This window comes from Jiulongibacter sp. NS-SX5 (genome assembly GCF_052828545.1).
In genome coordinates, this window is sequence record NZ_CM128248.1 from 3,979,187 (window position 1) to 4,005,272 (window position 26,086).

At 39.6% G+C, this 26,086-nt stretch carries 23 protein-coding genes; 14 read left to right on the forward strand and 9 right to left on the reverse strand.

Going from position 1 to position 26,086, the window contains the following annotated elements; translation table 11 throughout:
- Positions 1–53 precede the first annotated feature (53 nt).
- The 3 genes from ACUXV0_RS17345 to ACUXV0_RS17355 all read right to left on the reverse strand — a co-directional run bounded on the left by ACUXV0_RS17345 (position 54) and on the right by ACUXV0_RS17355 (position 3,540).
- Positions 54–1,934 (reverse strand): STN and carboxypeptidase regulatory-like domain-containing protein, encoded by a 1,881-nt coding sequence (locus ACUXV0_RS17345; protein ID WP_446190843.1) that lies wholly within the window; start codon positions 1,932–1,934, stop codon positions 54–56.
- Positions 1,935–1,999: 65 nt separating this feature from the next.
- Entirely contained in the window at positions 2,000–2,947 is a 948-nt protein-coding gene (locus ACUXV0_RS17350) for a FecR family protein (RefSeq protein ID WP_446190844.1), read from the reverse strand.
- A complete protein-coding gene (locus tag ACUXV0_RS17355; protein WP_446190845.1) occupies positions 2,944–3,540 on the reverse strand; it encodes an RNA polymerase sigma-70 factor in 597 nt (198 codons plus the stop codon). Before ACUXV0_RS17355 ends, ACUXV0_RS17350 begins: the two co-directional genes overlap by 4 nt.
- A 140-nt stretch (positions 3,541–3,680) precedes the next feature.
- Here ACUXV0_RS17355 and ACUXV0_RS17360 point away from each other — a divergent pair, with 140 nt between their 5' ends.
- Both ACUXV0_RS17360 and ACUXV0_RS17365 read left to right on the forward strand, forming a co-directional pair.
- Positions 3,681–4,400, forward strand: a complete 720-nt coding sequence (locus ACUXV0_RS17360) for a head GIN domain-containing protein (protein WP_446190846.1) — start codon at positions 3,681–3,683, stop codon at positions 4,398–4,400.
- A gap of 212 nt (positions 4,401–4,612) precedes the next feature.
- Positions 4,613–5,575 carry a methylenetetrahydrofolate reductase gene (locus ACUXV0_RS17365; RefSeq protein WP_446190847.1) on the forward strand — a complete coding sequence of 321 codons (963 nt, stop codon included), beginning with the start codon at positions 4,613–4,615 and terminating at the stop codon, positions 5,573–5,575.
- A gap of 59 nt (positions 5,576–5,634) precedes the next feature.
- On the opposite strand, the gene ACUXV0_RS17370 is transcribed toward ACUXV0_RS17365, so the two are convergent.
- On the reverse strand, positions 5,635–6,093 hold the full coding sequence (locus ACUXV0_RS17370; RefSeq protein WP_446190848.1) for an FKBP-type peptidyl-prolyl cis-trans isomerase: 459 nt from the start codon (positions 6,091–6,093) through the stop codon (positions 5,635–5,637).
- A gap of 44 nt (positions 6,094–6,137) precedes the next feature.
- Complete coding sequence (proS, locus tag ACUXV0_RS17375) at positions 6,138–7,610, reverse strand: proline--tRNA ligase (RefSeq protein ID WP_446190849.1); 1,473 nt, start codon at positions 7,608–7,610, stop codon at positions 6,138–6,140.
- Between the two features lie 237 nt (positions 7,611–7,847).
- Here proS and ACUXV0_RS17380 point away from each other — a divergent pair, with 237 nt between their 5' ends.
- Together ACUXV0_RS17380 and ACUXV0_RS17385 are read left to right on the forward strand one after the other, a co-directional pair.
- Complete coding sequence (locus tag ACUXV0_RS17380; protein WP_446190850.1) at positions 7,848–9,179, forward strand: hypothetical protein; 1,332 nt, start codon at positions 7,848–7,850, stop codon at positions 9,177–9,179.
- A gap of 161 nt (positions 9,180–9,340) precedes the next feature.
- Positions 9,341–10,849: an OmpP1/FadL family transporter gene (locus ACUXV0_RS17385; protein ID WP_446190851.1), complete on the forward strand. Its 1,509-nt coding sequence runs from the start codon at positions 9,341–9,343 to the stop codon at positions 10,847–10,849.
- A gap of 73 nt (positions 10,850–10,922) precedes the next feature.
- Here the strand turns inward: ACUXV0_RS17385 and ACUXV0_RS17390 are convergent, their stop codons facing one another.
- Genes ACUXV0_RS17390 through ACUXV0_RS17400 form a run of 3 tightly spaced genes read right to left on the reverse strand, consistent with a single transcriptional unit; the run spans position 10,923 to position 13,122 of the window.
- Positions 10,923–11,441: a shikimate kinase gene (locus ACUXV0_RS17390; protein WP_446190852.1), complete on the reverse strand. Its 519-nt coding sequence runs from the start codon at positions 11,439–11,441 to the stop codon at positions 10,923–10,925.
- Positions 11,442–11,476: 35 nt separating this feature from the next.
- Positions 11,477–12,589: a BT_3928 family protein gene (locus ACUXV0_RS17395; RefSeq protein WP_446190853.1), complete on the reverse strand. Its 1,113-nt coding sequence runs from the start codon at positions 12,587–12,589 to the stop codon at positions 11,477–11,479.
- Positions 12,586–13,122, reverse strand: a complete 537-nt coding sequence (locus tag ACUXV0_RS17400) for a DUF1599 domain-containing protein (RefSeq protein WP_446190854.1) — start codon at positions 13,120–13,122, stop codon at positions 12,586–12,588. The genes ACUXV0_RS17395 and ACUXV0_RS17400 overlap by 4 nt, the downstream gene beginning before the upstream one ends.
- A gap of 68 nt (positions 13,123–13,190) precedes the next feature.
- Here ACUXV0_RS17400 and folP point away from each other — a divergent pair, with 68 nt between their 5' ends.
- From folP to ACUXV0_RS17450, 10 genes are all read left to right on the forward strand, one after another.
- Complete coding sequence (gene folP, locus ACUXV0_RS17405; RefSeq protein ID WP_446190855.1) at positions 13,191–14,021, forward strand: dihydropteroate synthase; 831 nt, start codon at positions 13,191–13,193, stop codon at positions 14,019–14,021.
- Positions 14,022–14,131: 110 nt separating this feature from the next.
- Positions 14,132–16,195, forward strand: coding sequence for a T9SS type A sorting domain-containing protein (locus ACUXV0_RS17410; protein ID WP_446190856.1), 2,064 nt, complete (start codon positions 14,132–14,134; stop codon positions 16,193–16,195).
- A 70-nt stretch (positions 16,196–16,265) separates the two neighbouring features.
- Entirely contained in the window at positions 16,266–17,378 is a 1,113-nt protein-coding gene (locus ACUXV0_RS17415; RefSeq protein ID WP_446190857.1) for a thiolase family protein, read from the forward strand.
- Positions 17,375–18,682: an AMP-binding protein gene (locus ACUXV0_RS17420; RefSeq protein WP_446190858.1), complete on the forward strand. Its 1,308-nt coding sequence runs from the start codon at positions 17,375–17,377 to the stop codon at positions 18,680–18,682. The genes ACUXV0_RS17415 and ACUXV0_RS17420 overlap by 4 nt, the downstream gene beginning before the upstream one ends.
- A 36-nt stretch (positions 18,683–18,718) precedes the next feature.
- Positions 18,719–20,608 carry a TonB-dependent receptor gene (locus tag ACUXV0_RS17425; RefSeq protein ID WP_446190859.1) on the forward strand — a complete coding sequence of 630 codons (1,890 nt, stop codon included), beginning with the start codon at positions 18,719–18,721 and terminating at the stop codon, positions 20,606–20,608.
- A 48-nt stretch (positions 20,609–20,656) separates the two neighbouring features.
- Positions 20,657–21,070 carry a 6-pyruvoyl trahydropterin synthase family protein gene (locus tag ACUXV0_RS17430; RefSeq protein WP_446190860.1) on the forward strand — a complete coding sequence of 138 codons (414 nt, stop codon included), beginning with the start codon at positions 20,657–20,659 and terminating at the stop codon, positions 21,068–21,070.
- 1 nt (position 21,071) lies between these two features.
- On the forward strand, positions 21,072–22,169 hold the full coding sequence (gene lpxB, locus ACUXV0_RS17435) for a lipid-A-disaccharide synthase (protein ID WP_446190861.1): 1,098 nt from the start codon (positions 21,072–21,074) through the stop codon (positions 22,167–22,169).
- A gap of 2 nt (positions 22,170–22,171) precedes the next feature.
- Positions 22,172–22,654, forward strand: coding sequence for a hypothetical protein (locus ACUXV0_RS17440; protein ID WP_446190862.1), 483 nt, complete (start codon positions 22,172–22,174; stop codon positions 22,652–22,654).
- Positions 22,655–22,734: 80 nt separating this feature from the next.
- On the forward strand, positions 22,735–24,180 hold the full coding sequence (gene sufB / locus ACUXV0_RS17445; protein ID WP_446190863.1) for a Fe-S cluster assembly protein SufB: 1,446 nt from the start codon (positions 22,735–22,737) through the stop codon (positions 24,178–24,180).
- A gap of 66 nt (positions 24,181–24,246) precedes the next feature.
- Positions 24,247–25,101: a DUF5694 domain-containing protein gene (locus ACUXV0_RS17450; RefSeq protein ID WP_446190864.1), complete on the forward strand. Its 855-nt coding sequence runs from the start codon at positions 24,247–24,249 to the stop codon at positions 25,099–25,101.
- A 1-nt stretch (position 25,102) separates the two neighbouring features.
- Here the strand turns inward: ACUXV0_RS17450 and ACUXV0_RS17455 are convergent, their stop codons facing one another.
- On the reverse strand, positions 25,103–25,972 hold the full coding sequence (locus tag ACUXV0_RS17455; RefSeq protein ID WP_446190865.1) for a carbon-nitrogen hydrolase: 870 nt from the start codon (positions 25,970–25,972) through the stop codon (positions 25,103–25,105).
- Positions 25,973–26,086 lie beyond the last annotated feature (114 nt).

The window sequence follows — 26,086 nt, forward strand, 5'->3', positions numbered from 1 at the left end:
GATTTTCAAAAGTAAAATCCCACGGTCCTCTTCTAGACCGTGGGATTTATTTTTTAGCCTTTATTACAAATTCTAATACCGAATTTATAGCCTAGCCAGGTGTATGTTTTAGCGGCTTCGCCAAACCAGGTGTTTGATCTTTCAGACAGAAGTAATTGATAACTACTAAAGTCTAAGGTGTCATCGTAGTTCACATAAAAGTTAAAGGTAGGTGCTACAAATACCGCCAGCCTATCAACTATCTTATATTCAAAACCTAAAGAGGCCTGTAGTTGCTGATCCAGATATTCTATTTCCTCTTCCAGGTAGTAGATGTTGTTGGAAACGTCGAAGTTTGATGAGAATCGTCGGCCATATTTCCAAGATGTACCCAGGCCTAAGCCTATTCCTCCTAAGGGTTTATTGGTTTTCCCATAACTGAAACCAGCACTAAACAGAGTGTAGAATTTAGGAACACCAGTTTTAAACGTTAATTCTGTATGGTTAAGCTCAGATGCATTGATCTCCAGTCGTCGGTAGCCATTTTTATGAACATAGCTGAACAGACCAATTGGAAGGCTTTTGTCGGTTCGTTCATAAGCCAAATTTACCAAGCCTATTTGCGTACCATCAAGCTTGGTAGCGTAATTGAAAAGGCCAATCTGAGCTCCAGTATGATTGCCAAAGGTCATATTGCTCAACCCGGCTACATGTAAACCAGAGGCATTTTTAAAGCTGAAATTAGAAAGCCCCGTGGCCATAAGTCCGGTTTGATCGCCAAAACTCAAGTTGGTTAAGCCAGAGGCTACGATACCCCGAGAGTCTTTCACGTTAAAGTTTAGCAAACCAGCAGCCATTACACCAGATGATCTTCCAATATTAAAATTGCCCAGTCCGGCTGCTTGCACTCCACTCATAGATCTTCCGGTGACATTGATAGCTCCTGCAGCTTGAACACCCGTGAGGTCTTTCCTTATAAAATTAGCAAAACCACCTACTTCTACTTTTCTAACGCTACCGGTATAACCTGCGAAAATATTCACTGATATATCATTGGTCACTACAGGTCCCAGTCTCAGATTGGTGCCCAAAAAGGGAAGCAGAGATATCTGGAAAGGCTTATAGAGACTATCTTGTATGTTTCTAAAATGAAAGTTTTGGCGTGTGGTCATTAGCCAATTCAAAAACTGATCTTTACCTTTTTTGTACGTGGTATCTATAAAAGCAAATTCATCACTTAGGTCTAGTTTGAGTTGTTTTTCCTCTTCTTTAATTTCTGGAACCGGAACAGGATTCGGTGCAGGTTTTTCTGGTAATTGAACTTCCACTACTGCAGAACTATCAATTATTCCGGATGCTCTACTTATTTCTGAAACTTCTGCGGTGAGTACCTTTGGTTTCATGGTTTTAGCGAGGTTCACATCTATTTTCTGATCTGACCTTCCAAACACCGTTTTTACCATGATATCATAGTCTTCTTTGGAAAATTTAAGGTCGATATCCTTTTGGTTAACCGGTAGTTTTATTTTGTAGTAACCGTGGTCATTCGTTAATGCTGAGGCAAAAGTCACAGGCTCATAAATACTAACATTTTTTATCTGTTCGCCGTTGTCTTCATCTAGAACATAGCCACTTATAATGAAGTCTCTTTTGGGGGCTTTTTGTAAAATGATATGAGAGCCTTTCACTTTGAAGTCAAGAGTTGGCCCAAGAAGTACAGGTAGAATCTGTGACAGGCTTTTATTGGTAGCTCTTAGGCTTACTTTTCTATTAAAATCCGCGATTCTCGGGTTATACGAAAAATTAACCCCGGCCAACTTTTCGACCTCTTCTAAGGCACTGGATAGAGGTGTATTTTCAAAATTTACACTCACTATTTTCTGCAGTTGTTTTTGCTGTCCAAAAGCACCAAATTGAGAGGTAAGAAATAGGGTAAGGAATAATAGTTTTTTCATTGAATGTTAATTCTATAAACGTTGAAGTCTTGTCATATGATAGACAGGTTCAACAGTTTTTACCCCTATTTGTTTTTAGCTAAAATATAAGATTCTTCTTTTCTAATCACCTTTAAGTCAAGTGTTTCTGCAATGATGTCTAAGGCGTCAGTCAATTTTTCATTTTCAAATCGAGTGGTGATTTCATATGTCTCCCATGCTGTACCTTCAAGCTTAATGTTTGAGAGGTATCCCTTATTTAGAGTTTGAATAACTTCAGGTAGTTTACTTTTGTCAAACTCAAAGATCTTCGTCTTAAAAGCAAAGATATTTCTATCCAGAATTGGAGCTGTTTTTATGGTATCGTTACTGCTTTCATACTGAGCTTCTTCACCTTTTGTTAAAACCACTTTGGTTTGTTCGGTTTTGCTAAACTCCACTTTACCACTATTGACACTAACTTTGACATTTTCATCTCGAGCCTGGATATTAAACGAAGTTCCTAATACCCGAACTTCTGTGCCATTGGCTTCAATGATAAATGGCTTTTCAGGATTTTTGGAGATGTCAAAAAATGCCTCGCCGATTAGTTTGACTCTTCTTTCTTTTTCTGTGAAACTTTCGGGGTATTCCAAATGGCTGAAAGCATTGAGCGTAACCGTGCTGCCATCCTCTAAAGTGTATTCTGTTTGATTATTCTCGGTAGTGAGGCCTAGATATTGAATTTCTTCAGGCGAATCATTAAATAAAAAATATACGCCAAAGGCGAGAATTGCGGCGATAGCCGCGGCAAATGCCCAATAACTCTTCTTTGACTTTGACACTGTAGCTGAAGAGACCTTTTGCCATGCAGCATCTATATCCGGGTTGAAATTACTTTTGTTTGAGCCGTTCCAAATTTTGTGGTAGGCTTCTAATTCTTTGCGATTTGCTTCCGACTGCTGTATCCAATTATTGATTTGAGCTAATTCATCCTCGTTAGCTATCCCCTCAAAATACCTTGCCAGTAGGTCTTCTTGTAGATGTTTGCTCATGATCCTAAAATGATTAAAATAAAACTTACCAGATAGTCTTTTAATGAGCCACGCATAATTTTTAGGGCTTTACCTATCTGGTTTTCCACGGTTTTGGCAGAAATGTTAAGTAACTCCGCTATTTCTTTATGTCGTAATTGTTCGAAACGACTCATTCTGAAAATCTTTTGACATTGCTCAGGTAGAACCTGAATGGCCGTTTCAATTTTGCTTTGTAATTCATTAGCCTCAACATTTTCTTCGACTTCCAGATGGTAATGATTATCGTAGAACAAACTATGGTCTACATAGGCCGAACGCACTTTATGATGCTTGATGACGTTGAGGCATTTATTATGAACAGACCTGAATAAATAACCTTTTAATGAGCCCGAAATGATGGTTTTGCTTCTGTTCTCCCAGTAATTGATAAATACCTGCTGCACCACATCTTCTGCTTCATCTTCCTGTTTAAGAATAGAGTTCGCATATCTCGATAACGAGGCATAGTGCATCCTGAATAGCTCTTCAAAAGCCTTCGGGTCACCTTCTCGAATCGCTTCTATATTAGCTTCGGGCAAGTTTTGAGTCTTTTTTTTCTGTACTGCAAACATACAAAGGTTCTGTAGTGCGTTCGGAGTGTGACAGCTCAAAACCATATTTCCCCCATGTTTAAAACAGAAAAATATTTTTTCTGCATACGAATAGGGGAGTGGTAAGGGTTAATTGTCAAAAAGCTAAACAAACGAAAGAAATGAAAAAGATACTTCTCATACTCTTAGCAGTACCATTGTTACAGTCGTGTATTTATAAAAATATATTTGATAACGAGCCTCCGGGTGATGTAGTTGAAGAGATTTTTAATCTGGACTCTTTTGATGAAGTGGACATTGGTTCTGCTATGAACGCTGTAATTATCCCGTCATCTGATTTTAGAGTTACGGCTAATGGGGTAGAGCGTGATGTCAATGATTTGAATATAAGAGTGGTGAATAGAACTCTAAAGATTTCTTACATCAAAAAGACTTGGTTAAGTGGATTGAGCAGAGAACGTATGGATCTGACAATTGAATTACCAATTTTAACAGAAGTAGACATCAGCGGTGCTTCTAAAGTGGAAGTGGAGGATTTTACATTAATTGATGAATTGGAAGCTGATGTTTCCGGAGCTTCAAAATTGACATTGGAAGTGCCTGTTGACGACCTTGAGGCCAGTATTTCAGGTGCTTCAAATTTAAACCTGGAGAAACAGACCAGATATATTTCTGCCGACATCTCTGGAGCTTCTAAGCTAAATGCGTTTGATGCCGATTCTGAAGAAGTAAAACTTGACCTCAGTGGGGCCAGTAAGGCCAATGTGTCAGTAAGTGATTATTTGAATGTTACTGCCAGTGGAGCCAGTACGGTGAATTATAAAGGCTCTCCCAAAGTAGACCAAGATGTCTCTGGCGGTAGTAAAGTAAGAAATGAATAAGTCAAATATTGGCTGGAATAAGAGCCCGACCAGTGAATGCTGGTTGGGCTTTTTAGTAGATAGAATTACTATTTAATCATCCTTTTTGAGTGAGAAAAAGAGAATTTTACCAAAATCAAGTTTGCGAGGCAATTATTCTCAAAGCCTGTTTTCTGTCATTGAGTAATCTCTAATTTTGTCTTAAGAAATAGACATCAGAATAGCTGACGCCAATGACCAAGGTAACCGATCACCTCAAAAATGCACAAGGGAAAACCATTTTCTCCATTGAGATAATTCCACCTGCCAAAGGGAGCAACAGTATCGAAGAACTGCTGACAGGGATAGAGCCCATGATGGAATTAAAGCCTCCCTTTATAGATGTCACTTATCACCGGGAAGAGTATTTTATAAAAGATATGCCTGATGGTGGTAAGAAAGAGGTGAAGACCCGTAGAAGACCGGGTACGGTAGGTATTTGCTCCGCTATTATGCACAAGTTTAATGTAGATCCTGTACCTCATGTTTTATGTGGAGGATTTACCAAAGAAGATACGGAAGACTTGCTCTTTGACCTTAATTATCTCGGAATAGATAACGTGATGGCTCTAAGAGGAGACATTGCCAAGCCATTCAATGTTTTCAAACCAAAATCAGGAGGACACGCCTTTGCTTCTGAACTGATAGGTCAAATAAGTGATCTTAACAAAGGAAAATATCTGTATGATGAGGAGCCTCATTCTTTCAAAACTGACTTTTGTATTGGAGCTGCGGCTTATCCAGAAAAGCACTTTGAGGCAGTTGACCTGGAAACTGATCTTGATTTTTTGAAGAAAAAGATAGATGCTGGAGCAGACTATATCGTCACGCAAATGTTCTTCAATAATTCGAAATACTTTGATTTTGTAGATAAATGCAGAGCGGCCGACATTTCAGTTCCAATTATTCCAGGCTTAAAGGTTTTAGCCAATAAAAGACAAATGGAGATACTTCCTAAGCTGTTTTATTGTGATATGCCAGATGAATTCAAAAATGAAGTTGAGAATGCAGCTTCAAATGAAATAGCCAAAGAAATTGGGATTGAGTGGTGTGTGCATCAGTGTAAAGAACTTAAAGAATACGGGGTGCCCGCCCTACACTTCTATACCATGAGTAAATCTTCTACCACTCTGGCTGTTGCCCAAAAGGTATTCTAAACCATAAAAAAAAGCACTTTGAATACTCAAAGTGCTTTTTACTTTCCTCTGAATGTGAATTACTTCACCTCTTCAAAGTTTACGCTCGTGTTTCCACCAGCCTGAATATCTACCAGCTCCAGGTCAAAATTAAGATCCTGTCCGGCCAAAGGATGGTTCGCATCTAATTTGATGGTTGTTTCTGCTACCTCAAGAATTTTTACGGGTACAGTTTGTTGACCATTATGCATGTTTAGCGTGCCACCTACCTCTAATGGAATATCATTAGGTATTTGAGCCTTCTCAAAGTCAAAGATCATTTGAGGGTTCGCTTCGCCATATGCTTCTTTGGCAGGGATGTTCACAGATTTTTTCTCACCTACAGCCATACCCATCACACCATCATCAAAACCTTTTATGACCATGCCGCTACCTACTTCAAACTCCAAAGGCTCGCGTCCTTCTGAGCTGTCAAATAGTGTACCGTCGTTTAATGTTCCCTTGTAGTGCACCTTTATGGTGTCTCCAGTTTTTACCATTTTATATTTGTTTGTTTATCAATGAATTAATTCACTGATATTAATTAATATGCTTTCGCAAAAAGAACTCTTCTTTCAGATGGATTTCCTGTCAAAACGCATTTTCCTGGGGTTTTGTCACCATCAAAAGGGATACAACGGATAGTAGCCTTGGTGAGTTCCTTGATCTTGTCCTCTGTCTCGGGAGTACCGTCCCAATGAGCAGAAATGAATCCACCTTTTTCTACCTGAGCCTTAAACTCGTCCCAGGTATTTACCTCAGACGTGTTTTCTGTTCTGAAATTGAGGGCCTTGGCATGCATTTCGTTTTGAATGGTGTCCATCAGTTCAATGATGTACTTGCCAGCACCTTCCAGCTGAATCTGATCTTTACTTAAAGTATCTCTTCGTGCCACTTCCACTAAGCCTTTTTCAAGGTCTCTCATACCTACCGCTACTCTAACGGGAACTCCTTTCATTTCATACTCTGCAAATTTCCACCCTGGTCTGGCCTGGTCGTCATCATCAAACTTTATGGTAAGGCCAGCTGCTTTTAGTTCTTCCATCATTGGAGTAATCAATCCTCTGATCTGCTCCAATTGTTCTTCACCCTTAAAAATGGGTACCAATACCACATGAATAGGGGCCAGTTTTGGAGGTAAAACCAAACCCTGATCATCAGAATGGGCCATTATGAGTGCTCCCATTAGTCTGGTACTTACACCCCAGGAAGTTCCCCAGACGTGCTCCAGAGAACCTTCTTTACTTTGAAACTTCACGTCAAATGCTTTAGCAAAGTTTTGTCCCAAAAAGTGTGAGGTGCCGGCCTGAAGAGCTTTGCCATCTTGCATTAAGGCTTCTATACAAAGTGTGTCTTCTGCTCCTGCAAAACGTTCATTAGCTGTTTTATGACCTTTGACTACAGGTACCGCCATCCATTCTTCCGCAAATTTGGCGTAGACATCGAGCATCCTTGCAGTCTCTTCTTCTGCCTCCTCACGTGTAGCATGAGCAGTATGACCTTCCTGCCACAGAAATTCAGCAGTTCTAAGGAAAATTCTTGTTCTCATCTCCCAACGAACCACATTGGCCCATTGATTTAATAGGATAGGCAAATCTCTGTAAGACTGCACCCATTTCTTGTAGGTGTTCCAGATGGCAGTTTCTGAGGTCGGTCTTACAATAAGCTCCTCTTCGAGTCTGGCATCAGGGTCTACGACTACACCATTGCCTTCTTCATCATTTTTAAGACGATAATGGGTGATGACTGCACACTCTTTAGCAAAACCTTCTACGTGGCTGGCTTCTTTTGAGAGATAAGATTTGGGTATGAATAAAGGGAAATAGGCATTGCTATGACCTGTTTCTTTAAACATATCGTCTAAAGCTCTTTGCATTTTTTCCCAGATTGCAAATCCATAAGGTTTGATGATCATACACCCTCGTACATCTGAGTTTTCTGCCAGATCTGCACGCTTAACCAGTTCATTATACCACTCAGAATAATTTTCACTTCTTTTAGGAAGCCCTTTTGCCATTTTTTACGTATTTATTTTTAGAAAACGATCTAAATAAAGCCCAATGAATAACGTTTTGTTAATACTCATTTAGGGCTTGCAAAGATAAGTTTTTTGGGTAGTTTTGTATGGGTCAGAGTGCTTTCAGTGTCAAATTAATTGTTCTCTACAAAGATTTTTTTGAACTGATGCAACCTACGGGGGCTCTGATGCATCTAAAGAGTAGATTGTTCAGTGGAAGACTAAATAGTTACAACTATGATAAATTTAAAATATTTGGGATTGGCAGTTTTATCAGCGGCTTATTTGACAAGCTGTTCTACAAGTAAAACTGTGGTGAGTAATGGAGAGTATGATGACCTGTATGGTTCATCAAGTGACGCTGCCGTGGTTTATTCACCTACTGTATCTAAAAAAGCAGATTCATACGCTCCTGATTATCTGGAGAATTATAACGATGCATATGATCGTATGCCTTTGGATAGTACTGTGGAAGGAACAGACGCTTACTATGATGAGAATTATGTCACTTCAAGGGACTTGAATAGAAACGTTAATCCTAATGCAGGGTATTCTTCTGGCTATGCTGACGGATATTCTGAAGGATGGAATGATTACGCCTGGAATAACGGGCCAGCAAGCTGGAATAGATGGAACTCATGGAACAGCTGGAATTCATTCAATAACTGGAATACCTGGGGTGGTTGGAATTCTTGGAACTCGTTTGGCTTTAGTCCGTGGGGCTGGAATTCTTTTGGGGCATATGGATACGTTCCGCTAGCTTCTAGAATTGGTTTCAGTTTCGGTTACAATCCATTTAACTATGGATGGAACAACTGGTCTTATTCACCATGGGGCTTTAATGGATATTCGCCTTGGGGCTTCAATTCTTTCAGAGGTTATGGTCTTAATAACTACGCTTATGGATGGTCTCCTTACTATGGAGCACAGCCAGTATTTTGGAACAGATCATTTACTGATACTCGTTTTGGCGGAGAAGTAGCTTACGGACCAAGAGCAGGCGGACGAGCAAGCAGTGTCTACAATAATGGTTTTGTAAACACCAGAAGACCTTCGGCTACTACATCTTCCAGAAGAGTAGCCAGTGCTACGCAAACAGCTAGCAGGGGTGAATTAACCTCAAGAGCTAACGGACGTGTGACAAGTACGAGACCAACATCTTATGATACTTACACCAGAAGAGCCGCTACTACCACGAGTAGAAGAACAGCTACAACAACCTCTGGTAGAACGTATACACCTTCAAGAAGCGGAGCTACTGCCTATTCTGGTAGAACAGCGACGACTTCAGGTAGAACAGGAACATTCAATAGAACTGAAGCAAGAAGAGCTTCTACGAGTTCTTATGGCACAAGAGGTACGAGCTCAAGAAGTAGCGGTTCATACAGCACGCCTTCTTCTTCCAGAAACTCAGGATACAACAGACCTTCATCTACGAGTAGAGGAAGCAGCTATTCCAGACCTAGCAGTAGCTCTACAAGAACTTCGTCTTCTTCGGGAAGTTACTCAAGAGGAAGTAGCTCATCTTCAAGTTCAAGAGGTAGCTCTTCATCAAGAAGTCCTAGATAGTACTAGTTCAGTCATCACTCTCAAGGTGGTGGAAATGTGACGAAATCATACCCCGCCAGATATTCAAACGATGTTTGGTGGGGATTTTTTTAGCCTAACTTTAACAAAATATTGCTTTTGAGAAGAGTAGAAATCTTTCAATAGCACTAAAATTCAGACAAATGAAAAAATATTCAATAATCATATTGGTTCTTCTTTTAGGAACTACGATGGCTCAGGCACAGGTCAATTTAGATGGTCATTTTTATGGTCAGGATGCTTTTAAGTTTTCTCAATATCAAAACTACGGAACAGCCAGGACTGCAGCTATGGGTGGTGCTTTTACAGCCTTAGGGGGTGATGCCAGCAATACTTTTGTAAACCCTGCGGGTCTTGGTTTTTATAACCGTTCTGAATTTAGTATTTCTCCAAACTTCAAGAGTTCAGGTAGTACAGCATCCTATCTGGGTCAGAGCACTGGTAGAAACTCTACAAACTCATCAATTGGTCATGCGTCCGTTGTGTTTAACAGAAAGAACAGAAGGGCGTCATCGAATAAATCGTCGTTTGGAATCAGTTATAACAATCTGGTCAATTTTTATAATGAGTTCGATTACTCGGGCTCAAATAATGCTAGTTCAATGATGGATTATTTTGCGGAGCAAGCAACATTTAGCGGTGCAAGTCCTGCTGATTTAGATGCGGAATTTGACCCGGTTTCTGGTGTAGCACAAACACCTGAAGCATTGTATTATCAGGCTTACCTCATTGACCCCTACGAGAATGGTTATGTGGTAGTAGAACCAAGTTTTCCGGTAAGTCAAAGTGGTAGAGTTACTGAAAGTGGTAACCTTGGTCAGCTCAACTTTAGTTATGGGATTAATCTTAAAGACAAGACATACCTGGGTGCAGGAGTAGGAATCCAGAGTTTGAATTATAACTCAATTAATGCCCATCAAGAGGATTTTCCGAATGGTGAAATTTTCAATGCCTTTGTCTACCAGGACGAGTTAGTAGTAAGAGGTACAGGGATAAATCTTAGTTTGGGCGTCATCCATAGGGTAACAGATGAATTTAGAATAGGTTTTAATGTGACTACACCTACAGCCATGAGTGTCAATGAAACTTTTTACTCTGCAGTAAGTATAGACCAGAAGCCTAATACGTTTGAGACGGATTTTTCAACCGTAGAACTGGTGCCTGGTACTTTTGATTATAAGATCACTTCACCATTAAGAGCTACGGCCGGAGTTGGTTATATTCTGCCTAATAAAATAGGTGTAATTAGTGCCGAGGCTGAGTATGTTGGCTATGGTGGAATGAATGTAAGGGATAAGCAGAGTGAAACCTGGACTTCAGAGCAGAACAGAGCAATAGGCGATGTCTATAAAGATGTCCTCAATTTTAAAGGCGGAGCAGAAATGAGATTGGGTAAAGCGAGAGTTCGTGGTGGTGTAAATTACTTGGCTGATCCCTATTCGTCAGATAATGGTATTGACAGATCAAGCTTAATTTTGTCGGGTGGAGCCGGTTTCAGATCTGCGAAATTCTTTGCAGATGTTTCTTATTCAGGAACGCGATTTAATTCAGCTTATACTCCGTATGTATTGAGTGTGCCTGAGAACTATGATACAGCTGTTATAGATCAAAAGTCAGGCACTTTAACCATTACAGTGGGTACTTTCTTCTAAAGCTGGAAGTGAGCTCAAATAAAAATAGCAGACCGTTATGGCCTGCTATTTTTTTATAAGTAGAATTGAGAACTTAACCTCTGGCGAACTGTGCATCAAGTATCCACATAATGGTACTTGCATCAGTATCACCTTCGATAATAATATCTGCTCTCTTGTAAATGTCTATTCGCGTATTATAGGTTTCCTGAAGTGTTTCCAGAAGGTTGTCGTTTTCCAGTTTAAACATAGGTCTGTTATTTCTTCTGCTAGACCTCATTCTTTCTTCCAGATTCTCAGGAGAAACATCAAGGAAAACGCTTATACCAGACTCTTTGATATAATCCATGTTTTCATTGAAACACGGAGTGCCACCACCTGTGGCTATCACAAGTTTACTATCTGGTTCTATTTTCTTCAGTTGGTCTGTTTCAACTTTCCTGAAATACTCTTCACCTTCCAGTCTGAAAATTTCCTTTATTTTTTTTCCTTCGGTTACTTCTATTTTTCTGTCAAGGTCGACAAAGTCGTAGTTTAATTCTTTTGCTAATTGTCTTCCTAGTGTACTCTTGCCTGAAGAAGGCATCCCTAACATATAAATATTAGTGGTCATTCTTTCTCTATCGTTCTTTTATCGATTAACAAATACTATTTTAATACATCTAAAACCTCAGATTCAGATGGAATATTGTGGCTACTCCATTTTCCTTTTACCACACCATCTTCTAACACATAAATGACTGGATTTGTTCTAGCCATGGCTTTAAGAACTTTCTCGTCTGTATTGTACGCCGTTCCCGGAATATGATGTGAACTATGGAATGTGTTAAAATCTTCCAATAGGAGAGAGGTTAATGTCATTATTTCAAAACCTTGTTTTTGAAGAGCTGTTCCTAAGTCAGCCATTTCTTTTAATTCATCTTCTGAGATACCTTTCAGCTTTTTGAAGATATAAAAAGCCCTTTTTCCTGTAAAAGCATCTTGAGTTAGGTCATCACCTTCTATACCTGTGACTGAGAAATCAGTAATTTTCGGTTGAATTTCATCCTCATTTAACACTACTGAACTTAAGTATTTATACTGAGCCGTATCCATAAGATACTCTACAGACTGTAACTCTTCATTGTTCACTTTATCCAAGAAAGTGTATTCTATAATAGGTTTGACGCCAGTTGGCTGCATTTGCTCCGCTATACTTAATCCTTTGGCATAAGGAAGGAAATCTAATATCGGCAGGTATCTTTTAGCATATAGCCCTATACCGAAAGCAATGATAGTCGCTATCAGCGTAATAGGCTTCGCCATGAACCATTCGTTATAGCTTTTCCTGTTAAAAAAGATGATGAGAATAACACCCAGGCTAATGATGTCTTTGTAGAAAGATGTCCAAGGTTTAAGTTTTAGAAAATCTCCAAAACATCCGCAATCAGTTACTTTGTTGAAGTAGGCTGAATAAAACGTAAGAAAGGTGAAAAAGCCCATGAGACCTAAAACTACCCAAGCTGTTTTGGGCATTTTAAATGAAACCAATAAGGCCACACCAAGAATCAGTTCGGCAGCACAGAAGATGAGAGACAGCGTCTGACTTTGAGAAGCGAATAACTCAAATAGGCCACTTAGAAAAGGCAAATCTTCGGCAAAGACCTCGAAATACTCCTGTAATTTCAGTCCGGTACCGTAAGGGTCTACCACCTTCACAAATCCTGAAAATATGAATTCAATGCCTACGAGTATTCGGGCAATCTGAGCAATTAGTTTCATTGAGCTTCTTCTTGAAGTTTTATCATACAAAATACAGCGTAATTGATAATATCCTGATATCCGGCCTTAACACCTTCAGATATAATGGTTTTGCCTTGATTGTCTTCAATCTGTTTGATTCTCAAAAGCTTCATCAGGATGATGTCCGTCATACTACTTACACGCATTTCACGCCAGGCTTCACCATAGTCATGATTTTTGTTAAAGAGTAACTCCATGACTTCTTTAATTCTGGCCGAATACTCAAGGGTCAAATCTTCACTGATGATGTTGCCTTCTTTTTCTTCTATCAAAATTAAAGCCATCACGCAGTAGTTGATGATACCAATAAACTCTGAACTTTGACCTTCGTCTACTTTCGCAAAGCCATTTTCTTGTAAGGTTCTGATTCTTTGGGCTTTGATGAATATTTGGTCCGTAATAGACGGAAGCCTAAGTATCCTCCAGGATGTCCCATAGTCAGCATTTTTTTTTGAGAATATATCTTTACATTTCTCTATTACTTCTGTGTATTGACCTTCTGTTTTTTGCATTTGCGTAAGGAAAAGGGCATTTTTTTGTTGATTTGCAAAGCTATAAAAATAAGGTGATTGAAGTTACCATGAAACAACTTACCAATGTTAAGGGAAAATTAATGGACCTCTCCATTCCCAAGATCATGGGAATCGTGAATGTAACACCAGACTCATTTTACGATAAAAGTAGGAAGACCTCGCTGGAATTGATTGGAGAAACGCTGCATAAAATGGCTGAGGAGGAGGTTGATATATTTGATATTGGTGGTTATTCCACTCGGCCGGGTGCGGCAGAGGTTAGCGTCCAAGAAGAGATCGATAGGGTATTGCCTGCAGTAGAACTGGTTCAAAAAACTTACCCACAGATTCCTATTTCCATTGATACTTTTAGGTCAGAGGTAGCTACTGAGGCAGTGAAGACCGGAGCTGGTATTGTTAACGATGTATCAGGTGGAAATTTGGATTCAAAAATGTTTGATACCGTTGCAAAACTTCAGGTCCCCTACATTTTAATGCACATGAGAGGCACACCGGCTACAATGACATCTTTAAATACTTATGAGGATTTGGTGACGGACGTTCTAAAAGAACTTCAAGCGAAAACCAGGATTTTAATTTCGAAAGGAGTCAAAGACATTATAATTGATCCAGGCTTCGGTTTTTCAAAAAATATGGATCAAAATTATGTCTTACTAAATCGTCTAAAAAGTTTTCAATTGTTGGGATTTCCTCTTCTTGCCGGCCTTTCCAGAAAGAGTATGATTTGGAAGAAATTAAACATTATTCCAGACGAGGCTCTGAATGCCACGACTGCCCTAAATACCCTTGCTCTGTTACAGAAGAGTTCTATACTCAGAGTACATGATGTGAGGCAGGCGGTTGAGGTTCGTAAGTTGTTGATGCAGAATTATTTATAAGCAATTTCTAAGAACCGTAAAATAATTTTCTCTAATTTTAGCTAAAGATGCCTTTTTAAGGCTTTTTGAATGATCTATATTTACACCTAATACAATAAACTTAATTCTACATGAAAAAGGAAATTTACGTGTTTACTAGGGCTTTCCTGGCAATCATTTTTTTATTAACTATTACCGTTGGTAACAAGGCGATTGGACAGGCGTCTATAGCTCCTCCAACACAAGTGGACTACCAAGAAAAGGGAGAAGATGCCCTTGTTAAATGGGTTTGGAATAACACTGTTCCAGGTTCATTTAATTTTATTCTTCAACAATCCACAGATGGTGGTACAACATTTACTACAATAGCCACCGTACCCTACACAGGAACAACTGACTACAGCTATCTTGTGGCTGGTTTAACTGACGGAACAACTTACATATGGCAAGTTAAGGTAGAGTCTGATCCTGCTGGAACGCTCGAATCAAGTTATGTACAGACTAGTGCATACACCTACACGGCTTTCACAGGTACTGTTACTGTTGGCGTCTTAGATAAAAATCAAAACTCTGTGACTCTTAATCTTGTGGATAATGTAACAGGTGAGGATAATTTCGTTATTGAAGTTGCCCCTGTTGGATCAACAAATTGGGTAATTGCCAAAACAGTGACTGTTTCAGGTGGAGAGATGCCAGTTCAGATTACTGGACTAAATCCAAATACAAATTACAAATTCAGAGCAATCGCAAAGAAGGGTACAAACTCAATTCTGAGTAACGAAGTACAACAAAAAACAAACAGAGACTTTCCTCCAAAGCCAGATAGCTTTATGGTGGTAAAAGTTTGTCCTGAGAAAGTTAGAGTACAGGCAATTTATGCTGATCCAAGTTTAGCCGATGAGTATACCATTTCAGTGGGTGCAGGTATCGTTGCTTTTGGTCCTATGTCCGCTGTAGTAACTAGAGATATTGTTGGTTCTCCAGGTCAGACATTGAGCATTAGAATTGCTACTACAAACGAAACTGGTCTAACGAATTCGGATGTGGTTACGGTGACACTGCCTAACTATTCAATGAATGCACCGACTAATCTTTCAGCTCCTGAAGATCAAATTACCAGTACAACAGGTACTGTTTTCTGGACACCAGGTGCTCAGGACTTTGATTGTTTAGATGGCATCATTGATGCGAACGAAGTTAAATTAGAGTTCTTATTCCAAGATGGCACAACAGGTGAAAGATTGGATGTTACTTACGCAAACGCTAATAGTTATGTGATCCCTGATTTGCAACCAAAAACATGGGTAGGTGTAACGATTATCCAAAGAAACTATACCCACGGAACAAGTGCTCAAAGTCAACAGATTTGGTTCAGAACTCTTGGACCTCCTGATGCACCAACTGATTTGGCTATCATGACTCAAACAGATGTTTTGGGCGAAATTGAGAACGTTCTGACATTTACAGACGTAGCAAATGATGAAGATGGTTATTTGGTTGAGTTCAATATCGATAATGCAGGTTGGAAGCCAGGTGCTACAATTAATAAGGATTTAACGAAGTTTGTACACAAGCCTCTTCAGGAAGGTGTAACTTACGCCTACAGAATCAAAGGATTTAACTCTTACGGAGATGGTCCTTACTCAGAAGTTGTGACTGCAACTGTTGAGTTCTCAAAAGAACCAAGATCTCCATATGATCTGGATGCCGAAATGGGTGATGGGTCTATCATGTTAACTTGGAAAGATGATTCCCAGAAAGAGTCTGAGTTTGCTATCGAGAGAGCAATGGACGGTGGTGATTTCGCTGAGTTAGCTTCAGTTGGAAGAAACGTTACAATGTATACAGATTCTGATGTGACTTCTGGTACTGTTTATAGCTACCGTGTAAGAGCAAGAAACTCTGTAGGATCATCTGATCCTTCAAATGTTGTAGAGGTACCTTATGCTGAGGCAGTAGGTGTTATCAATGTATTCCCGAATCCAACGGTAGATGTGTTAAACTTGAAAGTTGAAGGAGAAAGTACAAAGGTTACCTTAGTTGATCAGGATAACAGAACAGTGTTGGTGAAACAACTTAAAATTAATGGTGGAGAAGCCACAGTTGATATCTCTAACCTTAAGCCTGGTGTTTATCAAATGATCATCTTAACGGATGATGCCAAGAAGGTTTCGAGAAAAATATATAAGTACTAAATCTTAGTTTATTGTATATAGAAGGGCGGCTCCACGGAGTCGCCTTTTTTCGTTTAGATTTGTAGCTCAAATGAGCGATTTGTACATATACGATCTGGTTCGCGTACCGACAGGAAAAAGAGGAGGGTATTATAAAACTACTCCTCCAGAAGAACTGGCATCCTTTCTTATTGATCGGCTCATAGCAAGAAATCCACTGCTGTCACAACAAGAGGTGGAGGTTCTTATCGCCAATTCAATCGGCACTATGGGCAATATGGCACGGTACACCACTCTATTGTCCAAACTTCCTGAACACACTAAGGCATCTACTATTGATTTGCAATGCGGGGGATCATATCAGGCTTTACGCTTAGCACAGGGTTTAGTAAATCTTGATGCCAATTATCCAATGATTATTGGGGGCATGGAAAGTAACTCGCTGAAGCCATTCAGGTCCTATCATCAAAAAGATCCTCGTAAAAAAACTGATCAGTTAGAAGTCGCTGACTTTGATCCATCGGGTGAGTCTGATCTGATGAAGGCAGCCTCTGAATTGGCTTTAAAATTTAATCTCCAAAAAGAAGAATTGCTGGATTGGACCTTAGAGAGTCAAAAGAAAGCTTTTGCTTTTAGTCAATCTGAGACCTATAATTCTTTTGTTTTAGATCCATTCGGGAAGTCGAGAATTGATCAAACGATTAATGAAAACCTTACACCTCAGTCGCTAAGGCGAGCTAGTAGTTCAAAACTTAATGATTCTACCAATACAGCACATTATCATGACGGGGCGAGTTTAGCTTTAGTCTCTGGTTCTTTATTTGACTCTAAACCTTTGGCTAAAATAAAAAAGATTGAACTCATCGGTATTCCACCTGGTAAAGCACCAGAAGGTGCCCTAATTGCAGTAGAAAAGCTGATTCAAACTTTTTCATTAAAAATAGAAGATATTGACCTCTTTGAGGTAAATGAGTCATTTGGTGCTAAAGCCTTGGCGTTCAGTAAATATTTTAAAGTCGACCCAAATAAAATAAACATTCTGGGAGGGAATTTGGCATATGGTCACCCATACTCTGCCTCAGGAATGATGAATTTGATGCATCTTGTTTTTGCCTTAAAGCAAAAAAGGTTGAAATTTGGCGTCGTTTCGGCAGGAATAGCCGGCGGTTTCGGTGCGGCAGTACTGGTTGAGAATATTGAATGATGGTTGAAAAGGTATTGATAGCAGCAGAATTAAATCCTGATAAGGAGGCAATTTGCTATGGTTCTCGAAGAATCACTTTCGGCCAATTGAGAAACCAAATCTTCAAAACTGCCGAGAAACTTAATCAAATTCCAAATTCTACCTTTTTATTTCAAGCGGGTGATTATCATGATATTATTGGTATACTTGCTTGCAACCTCATTGGTAAAAGTGGTATGGTTCTTCCGAGTGATTTGAAGTCTGCTCAGATTGAAGAATTAGAACATGTAGAAGGGGCTGTTTTATTTGCAGGATTTGGGTCGGAGGAGGTTGAAGCTGTTGCTGAGCCCAAGAAAAGTTCATCTTCTTTTAGGTTAGGCCTACTAAGTTCAGGGTCCTCAGGTAAAAGTAAAGTCATTTGGAAAACCAATGATAATTGGGAAAAGGCTTTTGGCTATCAATCAGAGATTTTTAGCAACAATTCTGAGGATCGTGTATTAATAGTCAATGCTCTGGGTTATTCTGCCAACCTAAATTCTGCCTTACATGCGTTATGGCAAGGGAGTACAGTGATCCTTACGGAACTCTCAGAAGCAGCTTCATGGCCCTATTTGGTGGAAAAAGCTGAAGTGTCATCAGTATTTATGGTACCATCACATGCCCGTCTTTTTGTAAAGAATGGCCTAAAGATGGATCAAATTACATCTTTCGTAACGGCGGGAGAAAAACTTGATGCCACTACTGCTCGTAGGATTTTAAGACTTCTACCGAACGTAACCCTTTCTGAGTACTATGGAGCCTCAGAATTAGGCCATATTTCTTACCATCAAAATGAAGAAATTCTAGAGAATTCAGCCTCAGTGGGGCGTGCCTTTCCCGAGGTTGATATTGAAATTGAAGGTCATCAGTTAAAGGTTCACAGTCCTTATATTTCCCCTGATTACGAGTCAAATCCTACGGTAAATGATCTTGGGTATTTTGAAGGGGAAAAACTAATTCTTCTAGGTAGAGAAGGGCGGATGTTTAATCGACGTGGGCTCAATATTTTTGCTCAGGAGATTGAAAACACAGCTCTATGCCTGACCATAGTTAAAGAGGCTGCACTGGTAAAGCGTGAGCATTCAGAAAAGCTTGTGCTTTTTATAGTAACCCTGGATGCTGAAAAGGATGCGGTGCAAAAAGTTCGACTCTTTCTCAATGAAAAACTACCGAAATCTAAGCAGCCAAACTTTATTATCGAATTAGAAGAATTGCCTCATTCTGAGGCTGGGAAAATAGATTTTAGAGCATTAAGTAAAATGAATGAAGAGATGAGCATGGCTTAACCAGTTCATATTTTTCATTTCAATTTATAAATACTAATGTTCAAAAAACTATTCTTTTTTGTGTTGGCTACTCATGCTTTAGTAGCCCAGGATTCACTTTCGGTAGACCTCTCAGAAATTAAAGTGACCGGAAATATTAATTCTACTTCTCTTCTAAAAACGGCCAGAAATATAACAGTTATAGACTCTAAGACGATTGAGGCTTTGCCTGTTAAAACTATAGCAGGAGTATTATCTCAGGCTTTGAATGTGGATGTTCGTTCCCGATCTCCATTAGGAGTTCAGTCAGATGTAAGTATCAGAGGAGGTCATTTTGATCAAACGCTGGTCATGATTGATGGTATCAAAATTAATGATCCACAGACGGGGCATCACAGCATGAATATTCCGGTGCCCATTGAAATGATCGAGCGAATCGAAGTATTGCAAGGCGGAGCTTCCCGTGTTTATGGTCCTGCAGCGTTTAGCGGAGTCATAAATATCATTACCAAAAGAAACCAGGAAAATGGAGTAGATACAGAAGCTCAGGTTGGGGCTTTTGGACTTCAGTCATACGGTCAAAATATCCGCTTAGGTAATAAAAACTATTCAGGAAGCTTGGGCTGGTCCAAGATGAAATCTGATGGTTATGCCTATAACACGGCTTTTGATAGAAGAACCTTATACTCCATTAACAGGCTTTCAGATAAAAGTGGAGAATGGACATTGCAAGGTGGATTAACTGCTCAGGAGTTTGGTGCATCCAATTTCTATCATCCCGCTTTTTTTGATCAGTATGAAGAAACCGGGGCTACATTTATTGCTTTAAGCAGAATACATAATTTCTCGAATAAGCTCACTGCTACCATGAATCTATCTTATAGAGTTCATGATGATATGTATGATTTCAATAATTACCGCGATACGCTAATTCAAAGAGTCAATTTTCATCAATCTGCTGTAGCAGATGCAGAAGTTAAATTGAGATACCGATCAGACTTTGGTGTTACATCTGGTGGCCTGGAGTTCAGAAACGAAGCCATAAAAAGTAACAGATTAGGAGATGATATTGAACCTGAGGCGGTGAAAGGTTTTAGTAGGGTTTACTATTCCAAAGCTTTCAGTCGTGATAATTATTCTGTTTTTATTGAGCATCAGAAAGAGTGGGATAGATTTGGAATAAGTGCAGGTACATTAGTAAACCTGAACAGTCAATTTGGTACAGAATTTTACCCAGGTGTTGATATTTCTTTTTACCCCGCCACAGGTCATACCGTTTACGGTACGTTAAACAGGTCTCTTCGTTTCCCGACATTTACAGAGCAATATTTGAATACCTCTACAGTTAGAGGAAACCCGGAGCTTTTACCTGAGAAGGCACTGAATTCTGAGTTAGGATATAAATATGCCGGAAACGGTTGGTTGGCCAATGCCAGCTTGTTCTATAAGAAAACCTCAGATGCTATTGACAAGGTGAAAAGGCCCGAGAAAGATGTACCCGAGATGGAGAATATTGATGATATCAATATGGCAGGACTTGAGCTTTCTGCGGCCTACACCTTCAATGAAGGGGCCTTAAAGAGGGTTCGTTTCAATTACGCTTACCTTAAAGCAGACCGAAAAGAAGATGGCTTTCAGTCGTTTTACACACTTAACTTTTTGAGACATAACCTTGGGGCAAGTTTTGATCTGCAAATAGCCAAAGGATTAAATCTCACGGCTAGTTATAATTACCAGCAAAGGGAGGGAGCATATCAGGCTAGTAAAGATGAGGAGCCCGTATCTTATATGCCTGTACATTTGGTCAATACAAGATTAGCATATCAGGTTAAATGTGTAGGCTTGTTTGTAGATGCTCAGAACCTCCTTGATTATCAATACTTTGATTTCGGATTTGTAGAGCAGCCAGGTAGATGGTTAAGTGCAGGAGTGAAATTAAGTTTATGATAAGAGTACAAAGAAATTAATGCTACTTTTGCAGAAATTTTTGAGTGAATGATAAGAATTACCAGAAGAGAATACTTCAATGCCGCTCACAGACTCTATAATGACAAATGGTCTGCTGAGAAGAATTTCGAGGTTTTTGGTCCATGTAGCAGACTTCATGGTCATAACTGGGAACTCTATGTGACTGTAGAAGGTGAAGTGAACGAGGAAACGGGTTTTGTGATGGATTTGAAGAAACTCAAAGACCTGGTAAAGGAGACGATAATTTCTAAGGTAGATCACACTTATCTCAATGAAGATGTGGATTTCCTCAAAGGAATATTGCCGAGTACAGAGAATTTTGCCATTGCGATTTGGAATATACTTCAGCCAATTTTGCGAGATACATATGGTGTGCAGCTGTATGAAGTAAAGTTACAGGAAACCGAAAATCATTACGCTCAGTACTACGGTCCTAAATAGCATGAAATTTTTTATGATAGCCGGTGAAAAGTCAGGTGACCTCCATGCAGGTAGCCTGGCTTTTGCTATTAATAAAAGGTCCCCTAAAGCAGAAATACAAGGATGGGGTGGTGAAGAGATGGCCAGATCTGGTGTTAAAATCCTGCAGGATTACAAAGGACTTGCCTTTATGGGTTTAGATTTTCTTTCTTCCATTGGTAAAATCAGGAAGCTTTTTAGAACCTGTAAAGAACAGATTTTAGATTTTAAGCCAGATGCTATTATTCTGGTAGACTATAGTGGCTTTAATCTAAGGATAGCTCGATGGGCCAAAAGAAAAGGCTTTAAAGTTCATTACTATATAGCTCCTAAAACATGGGCTTGGAACTCCTTCAGAAATAGGTCAATAAAGAAAAATGTAGATCAGTTACTCGCCATTCTGCCTTTTGAGGAGGAGTATTTTTCTCAAAGGAATATCCCTGTCAGTTATGTAGGAAATCCACTGGTGGAAAGAATTGAACGCTTTCAACCCTCAGAGGAATTTAGAAAGTCGCTACCTCAAGAATTTGATAGGGTAGTGGCCTTACTTCCAGGAAGTAGACCAAAGGAAGTAGAACGAATAGCTGAGAAAATGAAAGTAGTGGCTCGTAAGTTCGAAGACACTTTATTTGTCATCGCTGGTGTGGCAGACCTTGATTCGTCGTTTTATGCATCTTTTGGCTGTATAAGAAACTGCGAAGTTGTGATAGACAAAACGTATGATGTGCTGGCGATGGCTGATGCAGCAATAGTGGCTTCAGGTACGGCTACTTTAGAGACGGCATTATTCAACGTTCCTCAGATTGTGGTCTATCAGACTTCGGGAATAACCTATTGGCTCGCCAAGAAATTGATCAATGTCAAATACATTTCATTGGTTAACCTGATTATGGATGAAGAAGTGGTCAGTGAACTGGTGCAAGATGATTTTAATACAACCAATGTTTACTCTGGTCTACACAATCTACTGGAGGATACTAAAATTCGGGAAAATCAGTTAGAGTCTTATCGGGAACTGAAACGTAAACTCGGAAGTAAAAAGGCCTCTGAAGAAGCGGCAAAGATAATTTTAACAAATTGACAATGAGAAATGGACTGTTAATGAGCTTTTTGGCTCTTCTTTTATTGAACTGCAAGAATAATGATGTTGAGCCAGGCTCTGATAAACCTACTATAGAGCTTTTGGCAGGTACAGACTCTAAAACATGGCGAGTGAGTGAAGGTGTCGCTAAACAGGGAGACTTGGAAGTGAATCTTATTGCATCGCAAAATCCGTGTGTTACAGATAACCTGATTACACTTTTTAGCGACTTCTCTTATGAATTTAAAGAAGGAGCTACAAAATGTAGCCCTGATGATCCGGATTTGATTCTGACAGCCAACTGGGAGCTTGCGGAAGATGAAAGTAGCATTACCATTGATCGCTTTGTTTTTTTAGGAAGATCTATTGACAATCCACAGTTTGTTCTTTCAGATGTAAGTGAGACTAGTTTTTCAGGAACTACCGATCTGACGATCAATAATGAAACTTTTGAGGTGACGGTAATCTTTGAACTTGCTAATTAGAAGTTTGGGCTAGAATAATTCGTACCTTTGCAGAACCGAATTCAATAAGGTCTTGTTAGAGAATTTGAGGCAATAGTAACATGAGAAAAGATTTAGAATTACTTGAGGAAATAACCGGGTCAGACTATAAATATGGTTTCTATACCGATATTGAGGCTGATGAGGCTCCTCCGGGATTAAGTGAAGATATAGTAAGGTTCATTTCTGCTAAGAAAAAAGAACCTGAATGGATGCTGGAGTGGAGATTAAAGGCATACAGAGTCTGGAAAGACATGGTAGAGCCTGAGTGGCCAAATGTTACCTATGAAAAGCCAGATTTTCAGGCGATTAAGTACTATTCTGCACCCAAGCAGCAAAAGAAACTTAATAGCCTTGATGAGGTTGATCCTGAGTTAAGAGCTACGTTTGAAAAACTTGGTATATCTCTGGATGAACAAAAACGTCTTACGGGTGTTGCTGTGGATGCTGTTATTGATTCAGTATCGGTTGCAACTACCTTCAAAGAAGAATTGAGCAAGAAAGGTATAATTTTCTGTTCAATGTCAGAAGCTATTGAAAATCACCCTGAATTGGTGAAGAAGTACATAGGTTCTGTAGTTCCTGTTAAAGATAATTTCTATGCTGCTCTGAATTCGGCAGTATTCTCTGATGGCTCTTTCTGCTTTATCCCTAAAGGAGTAAGATGCCCAATGGAGCTTTCAACATACTTTAGAATCAATGCTGCAGGTACAGGTCAATTTGAGCGTACACTCATCGTAGCCGAAGATGATTCTTATGTAAGTTACCTGGAAGGCTGTACTGCTCCGCAAAGAGATGAAAACCAGCTTCACGCTGCTGTGGTTGAAATCTACACTGGTGAGAATGCTGAGGTAAAATATTCAACTGTTCAAAACTGGTACCCGGGAGACAAAAACGGGAAAGGTGGAGTTTTCAATTTTGTGACCAAAAGAGGTCTTTGTTTTGGTAATAACTCAAAAATCTCATGGACACAGGTAGAAACAGGATCTGCCGTAACCTGGAAATACCCATCCGTAGTATTGAGAGGTGATAACTCAATTGGTGAGTTTTATTCAGTAGCTGTTACCAATAACTACCAGCAAGCTGACACAGGTACCAAGATGATTCACCTGGGTAAGAACACAAAGAGTAGAATTGTTTCAAAAGGTATTTCAGCTGGTAAGAGTCAAAACTCATATAGAGGTTTGGTGGAGATTGCCAAAAGAGCAGAGAACGCAAGAAACTACTCCCAGTGTGACTCAATGCTACTAGGAGATAAATGTGGTGCTCATACCTTCCCTTATATTGAGGTGAAGAATTCAACAGCGTCTGTAGAACATGAGGCTACAACCTCGAAAATTGGTGAAGATCAATTATTCTACTGTAACCAAAGAGGTATTGACACTGAAGCGGCTGTAGCATTGATCGTTAATGGTTATGCCAAAGAGGTGCTAAATCAGTTGCCAATGGAGTTTGCCGTAGAGGCTCAGAAACTATTAGAAATCTCTTTAGAGGGTTCAGTAGGATAGAGCATTCATAAATAGCTTTATAAAGAGAAGGTTGCCATTTGGTGACCTTTTCGTTTTATTAGGAAAATGTTTAGAGTACTCGTCATTTACATTTTGTCTACTTTGCTGTGTCAGGCCCAGCAAAGCAAGATCAATCATATAGAAGTCGCAATTCTAGGGACTTTCCATATAGGCGAGAGTACCGACTATTTGGATGCCGGAGTAGATGATATACTGAGTAGAAAAAGACAAAGGGAAGTGAGAGCCATGGTGAAGAAGCTTGCAGCATTCCAACCCGACAAGATTTTTGTGGAGAATACGCCTGCCGCTCAAAGAGTTTGGGATGAAGTATATAAGGACTACAGAAATAAAAAATATCCTTCAAGTCCTCAGATCGTAAAGAACGAAATCTACCAACTGGGTATAAAAACAGCTGCTGAACTTGATTTAAATAGAGGAGTTTACTGTATCAACTATAACCATTCAGAAGGGGAAGAAGCAAGAGGGAATACCATAGAGCAATACTGGGCAGATTTCTCAAAGGAGGTAGGGCGAAATAAACCCTCTGTGGGTATGCACCTGAACTCAGTAGGCATCGCTGCCGAATCATTCAAGTCTGTTAGTCAGAAGCATGAGTCTTGGAAAAGGTTCAGTCTCAAAGAGCATTTGATCCAGATGAACAAAGAAGCTTCTTTACGTGAACTTCAGTATGTGAATACCCTAACCTGGATGGATAATAATGCTGAGAATATAGGAGCAGAAATAACGACCAGAGAGTATTATCGTAACTTCAAGATTATTCAGAACCTTATCTCACATTTGCGTAGTACAGATCATAAAATATTAATTATTTACGGGGCAGGTCACGCCAAAATATTCAGGGATATCCTTGAGAGCCATCCTGTTTTTGAGATTGTAGAAGTCGAGAAAATACTTCGCTAGACTAATCCTCGTCTATATATCTTTTGGTAATTGGCTGGTAACTGTCAATTCTCCTGTCTCTGAAATAAGGCCAGGTAGTTCTGTAATATTCGGTTACCTCAGAATCTATCTCCTGAACATGCACTTCCTCTTGATCATGACTTGCTAAATAAAGAAGCCTACCATGCGGATTTGCCACAAAAGAGCCACCCCAGAACTGCTGATCCGCTTCTCTACCCACTCGATTAACCGAAACCACATGGACCCCATTGGCAACTGCATGACTTCGCTGAATGGTCTGCCATGCCTCATATTGCTCCTTATTGATAAGCTCACTGGTCTCGTTGGTATCCCATCCAATAGCAGTTGGATAAAATAAGATTTCAGCTCCCATGAGTGAAGTGATACGAGCGGCTTCAGGGTACCATTGATCCCAACATATAAGCACACCTAATTTCCCGAATTTTGTATCCCAAACTTTATATCCAAGATCACCAGGGGTGAAATAATATTTCTCATAATAACCAGGGTCATCTGGAATATGCATTTTGCGGTACTTGCCTAAGTATGAACCATCTGCGTCAATCACCGCTGTAGTGTTATGATACAGTCCCTTAGCTCTTTTCTCAAAAAGAGAAGCAATGATGACCACTCCCAATTCTTTTGCCAAATCTCGAAAGCGATCAGTGGTAGGGCCTGGAATTGGCTCAGCGTAATTGAAGTTTTCTGGATCTTCTACATCACAAAAATACAGCGATGTAAACAGCTCCTGTAGGCAAACGATATTCGCCCCTTTGGCAGCTGCTTCCTTTACTTTGGCTATAGCTTTAAGAATGTTCTGTTCTACATCCTCGACACAGCTCATTTGTACCAGACCTACGTTTACTTTCATACTTGGTAAGACATAAGATTTAAGACGCAAGACGTAAGACGGTCTTTTGTCTTTCTACTATTTTTCCGAACGGCACAAATCACGAAAGAGTTCTTCAGATTTTGAAATGATCGG

Bases quoted from the DNA above. Each gene is read 5' to 3' on its own strand.
- ACUXV0_RS17365 (WP_446190847.1), top strand. From the start codon at position 4,613: ATGACCAAGGTAACCGATCACCTCAAAAATGCACAAGGGAAAACCATT.
- ACUXV0_RS17355 (WP_446190845.1), bottom strand. From the start codon at position 3,540: ATGTTTGCAGTACAGAAAAAAAAGACTCAAAACTTGCCCGAAGCTAAT.
- lpxB (WP_446190861.1), top strand. From the start codon at position 21,072: ATGAAATTTTTTATGATAGCCGGTGAAAAGTCAGGTGACCTCCATGCA.
- folP (WP_446190855.1), top strand. From the start codon at position 13,191: ATGAAACAACTTACCAATGTTAAGGGAAAATTAATGGACCTCTCCATT.
- ACUXV0_RS17450 (WP_446190864.1), top strand. From the start codon at position 24,247: ATGTTTAGAGTACTCGTCATTTACATTTTGTCTACTTTGCTGTGTCAG.
- ACUXV0_RS17400 (WP_446190854.1), bottom strand. From the start codon at position 13,122: ATGCAAAAAACAGAAGGTCAATACACAGAAGTAATAGAGAAATGTAAA.
- ACUXV0_RS17440 (WP_446190862.1), top strand. From the start codon at position 22,172: ATGAGAAATGGACTGTTAATGAGCTTTTTGGCTCTTCTTTTATTGAAC.
- ACUXV0_RS17420 (WP_446190858.1), top strand. From the start codon at position 17,375: ATGATGGTTGAAAAGGTATTGATAGCAGCAGAATTAAATCCTGATAAG.
- proS (WP_446190849.1), bottom strand. From the start codon at position 7,610: ATGGCAAAAGGGCTTCCTAAAAGAAGTGAAAATTATTCTGAGTGGTAT.
- ACUXV0_RS17385 (WP_446190851.1), top strand. From the start codon at position 9,341: ATGAAAAAATATTCAATAATCATATTGGTTCTTCTTTTAGGAACTACG.
- ACUXV0_RS17370 (WP_446190848.1), bottom strand. From the start codon at position 6,093: ATGGTAAAAACTGGAGACACCATAAAGGTGCACTACAAGGGAACATTA.
- ACUXV0_RS17430 (WP_446190860.1), top strand. From the start codon at position 20,657: ATGATAAGAATTACCAGAAGAGAATACTTCAATGCCGCTCACAGACTC.
- ACUXV0_RS17395 (WP_446190853.1), bottom strand. From the start codon at position 12,589: ATGAAACTAATTGCTCAGATTGCCCGAATACTCGTAGGCATTGAATTC.
- ACUXV0_RS17425 (WP_446190859.1), top strand. From the start codon at position 18,719: ATGTTCAAAAAACTATTCTTTTTTGTGTTGGCTACTCATGCTTTAGTA.
- ACUXV0_RS17345 (WP_446190843.1), bottom strand. From the start codon at position 1,934: ATGAAAAAACTATTATTCCTTACCCTATTTCTTACCTCTCAATTTGGT.
- ACUXV0_RS17380 (WP_446190850.1), top strand. From the start codon at position 7,848: ATGATAAATTTAAAATATTTGGGATTGGCAGTTTTATCAGCGGCTTAT.
- ACUXV0_RS17415 (WP_446190857.1), top strand. From the start codon at position 16,266: ATGAGCGATTTGTACATATACGATCTGGTTCGCGTACCGACAGGAAAA.
- ACUXV0_RS17455 (WP_446190865.1), bottom strand. From the start codon at position 25,972: ATGAAAGTAAACGTAGGTCTGGTACAAATGAGCTGTGTCGAGGATGTA.
- ACUXV0_RS17350 (WP_446190844.1), bottom strand. From the start codon at position 2,947: ATGAGCAAACATCTACAAGAAGACCTACTGGCAAGGTATTTTGAGGGG.
- ACUXV0_RS17360 (WP_446190846.1), top strand. From the start codon at position 3,681: ATGAAAAAGATACTTCTCATACTCTTAGCAGTACCATTGTTACAGTCG.
- sufB (WP_446190863.1), top strand. From the start codon at position 22,735: ATGAGAAAAGATTTAGAATTACTTGAGGAAATAACCGGGTCAGACTAT.
- ACUXV0_RS17410 (WP_446190856.1), top strand. From the start codon at position 14,132: ATGAAAAAGGAAATTTACGTGTTTACTAGGGCTTTCCTGGCAATCATT.
- ACUXV0_RS17390 (WP_446190852.1), bottom strand. From the start codon at position 11,441: ATGACCACTAATATTTATATGTTAGGGATGCCTTCTTCAGGCAAGAGT.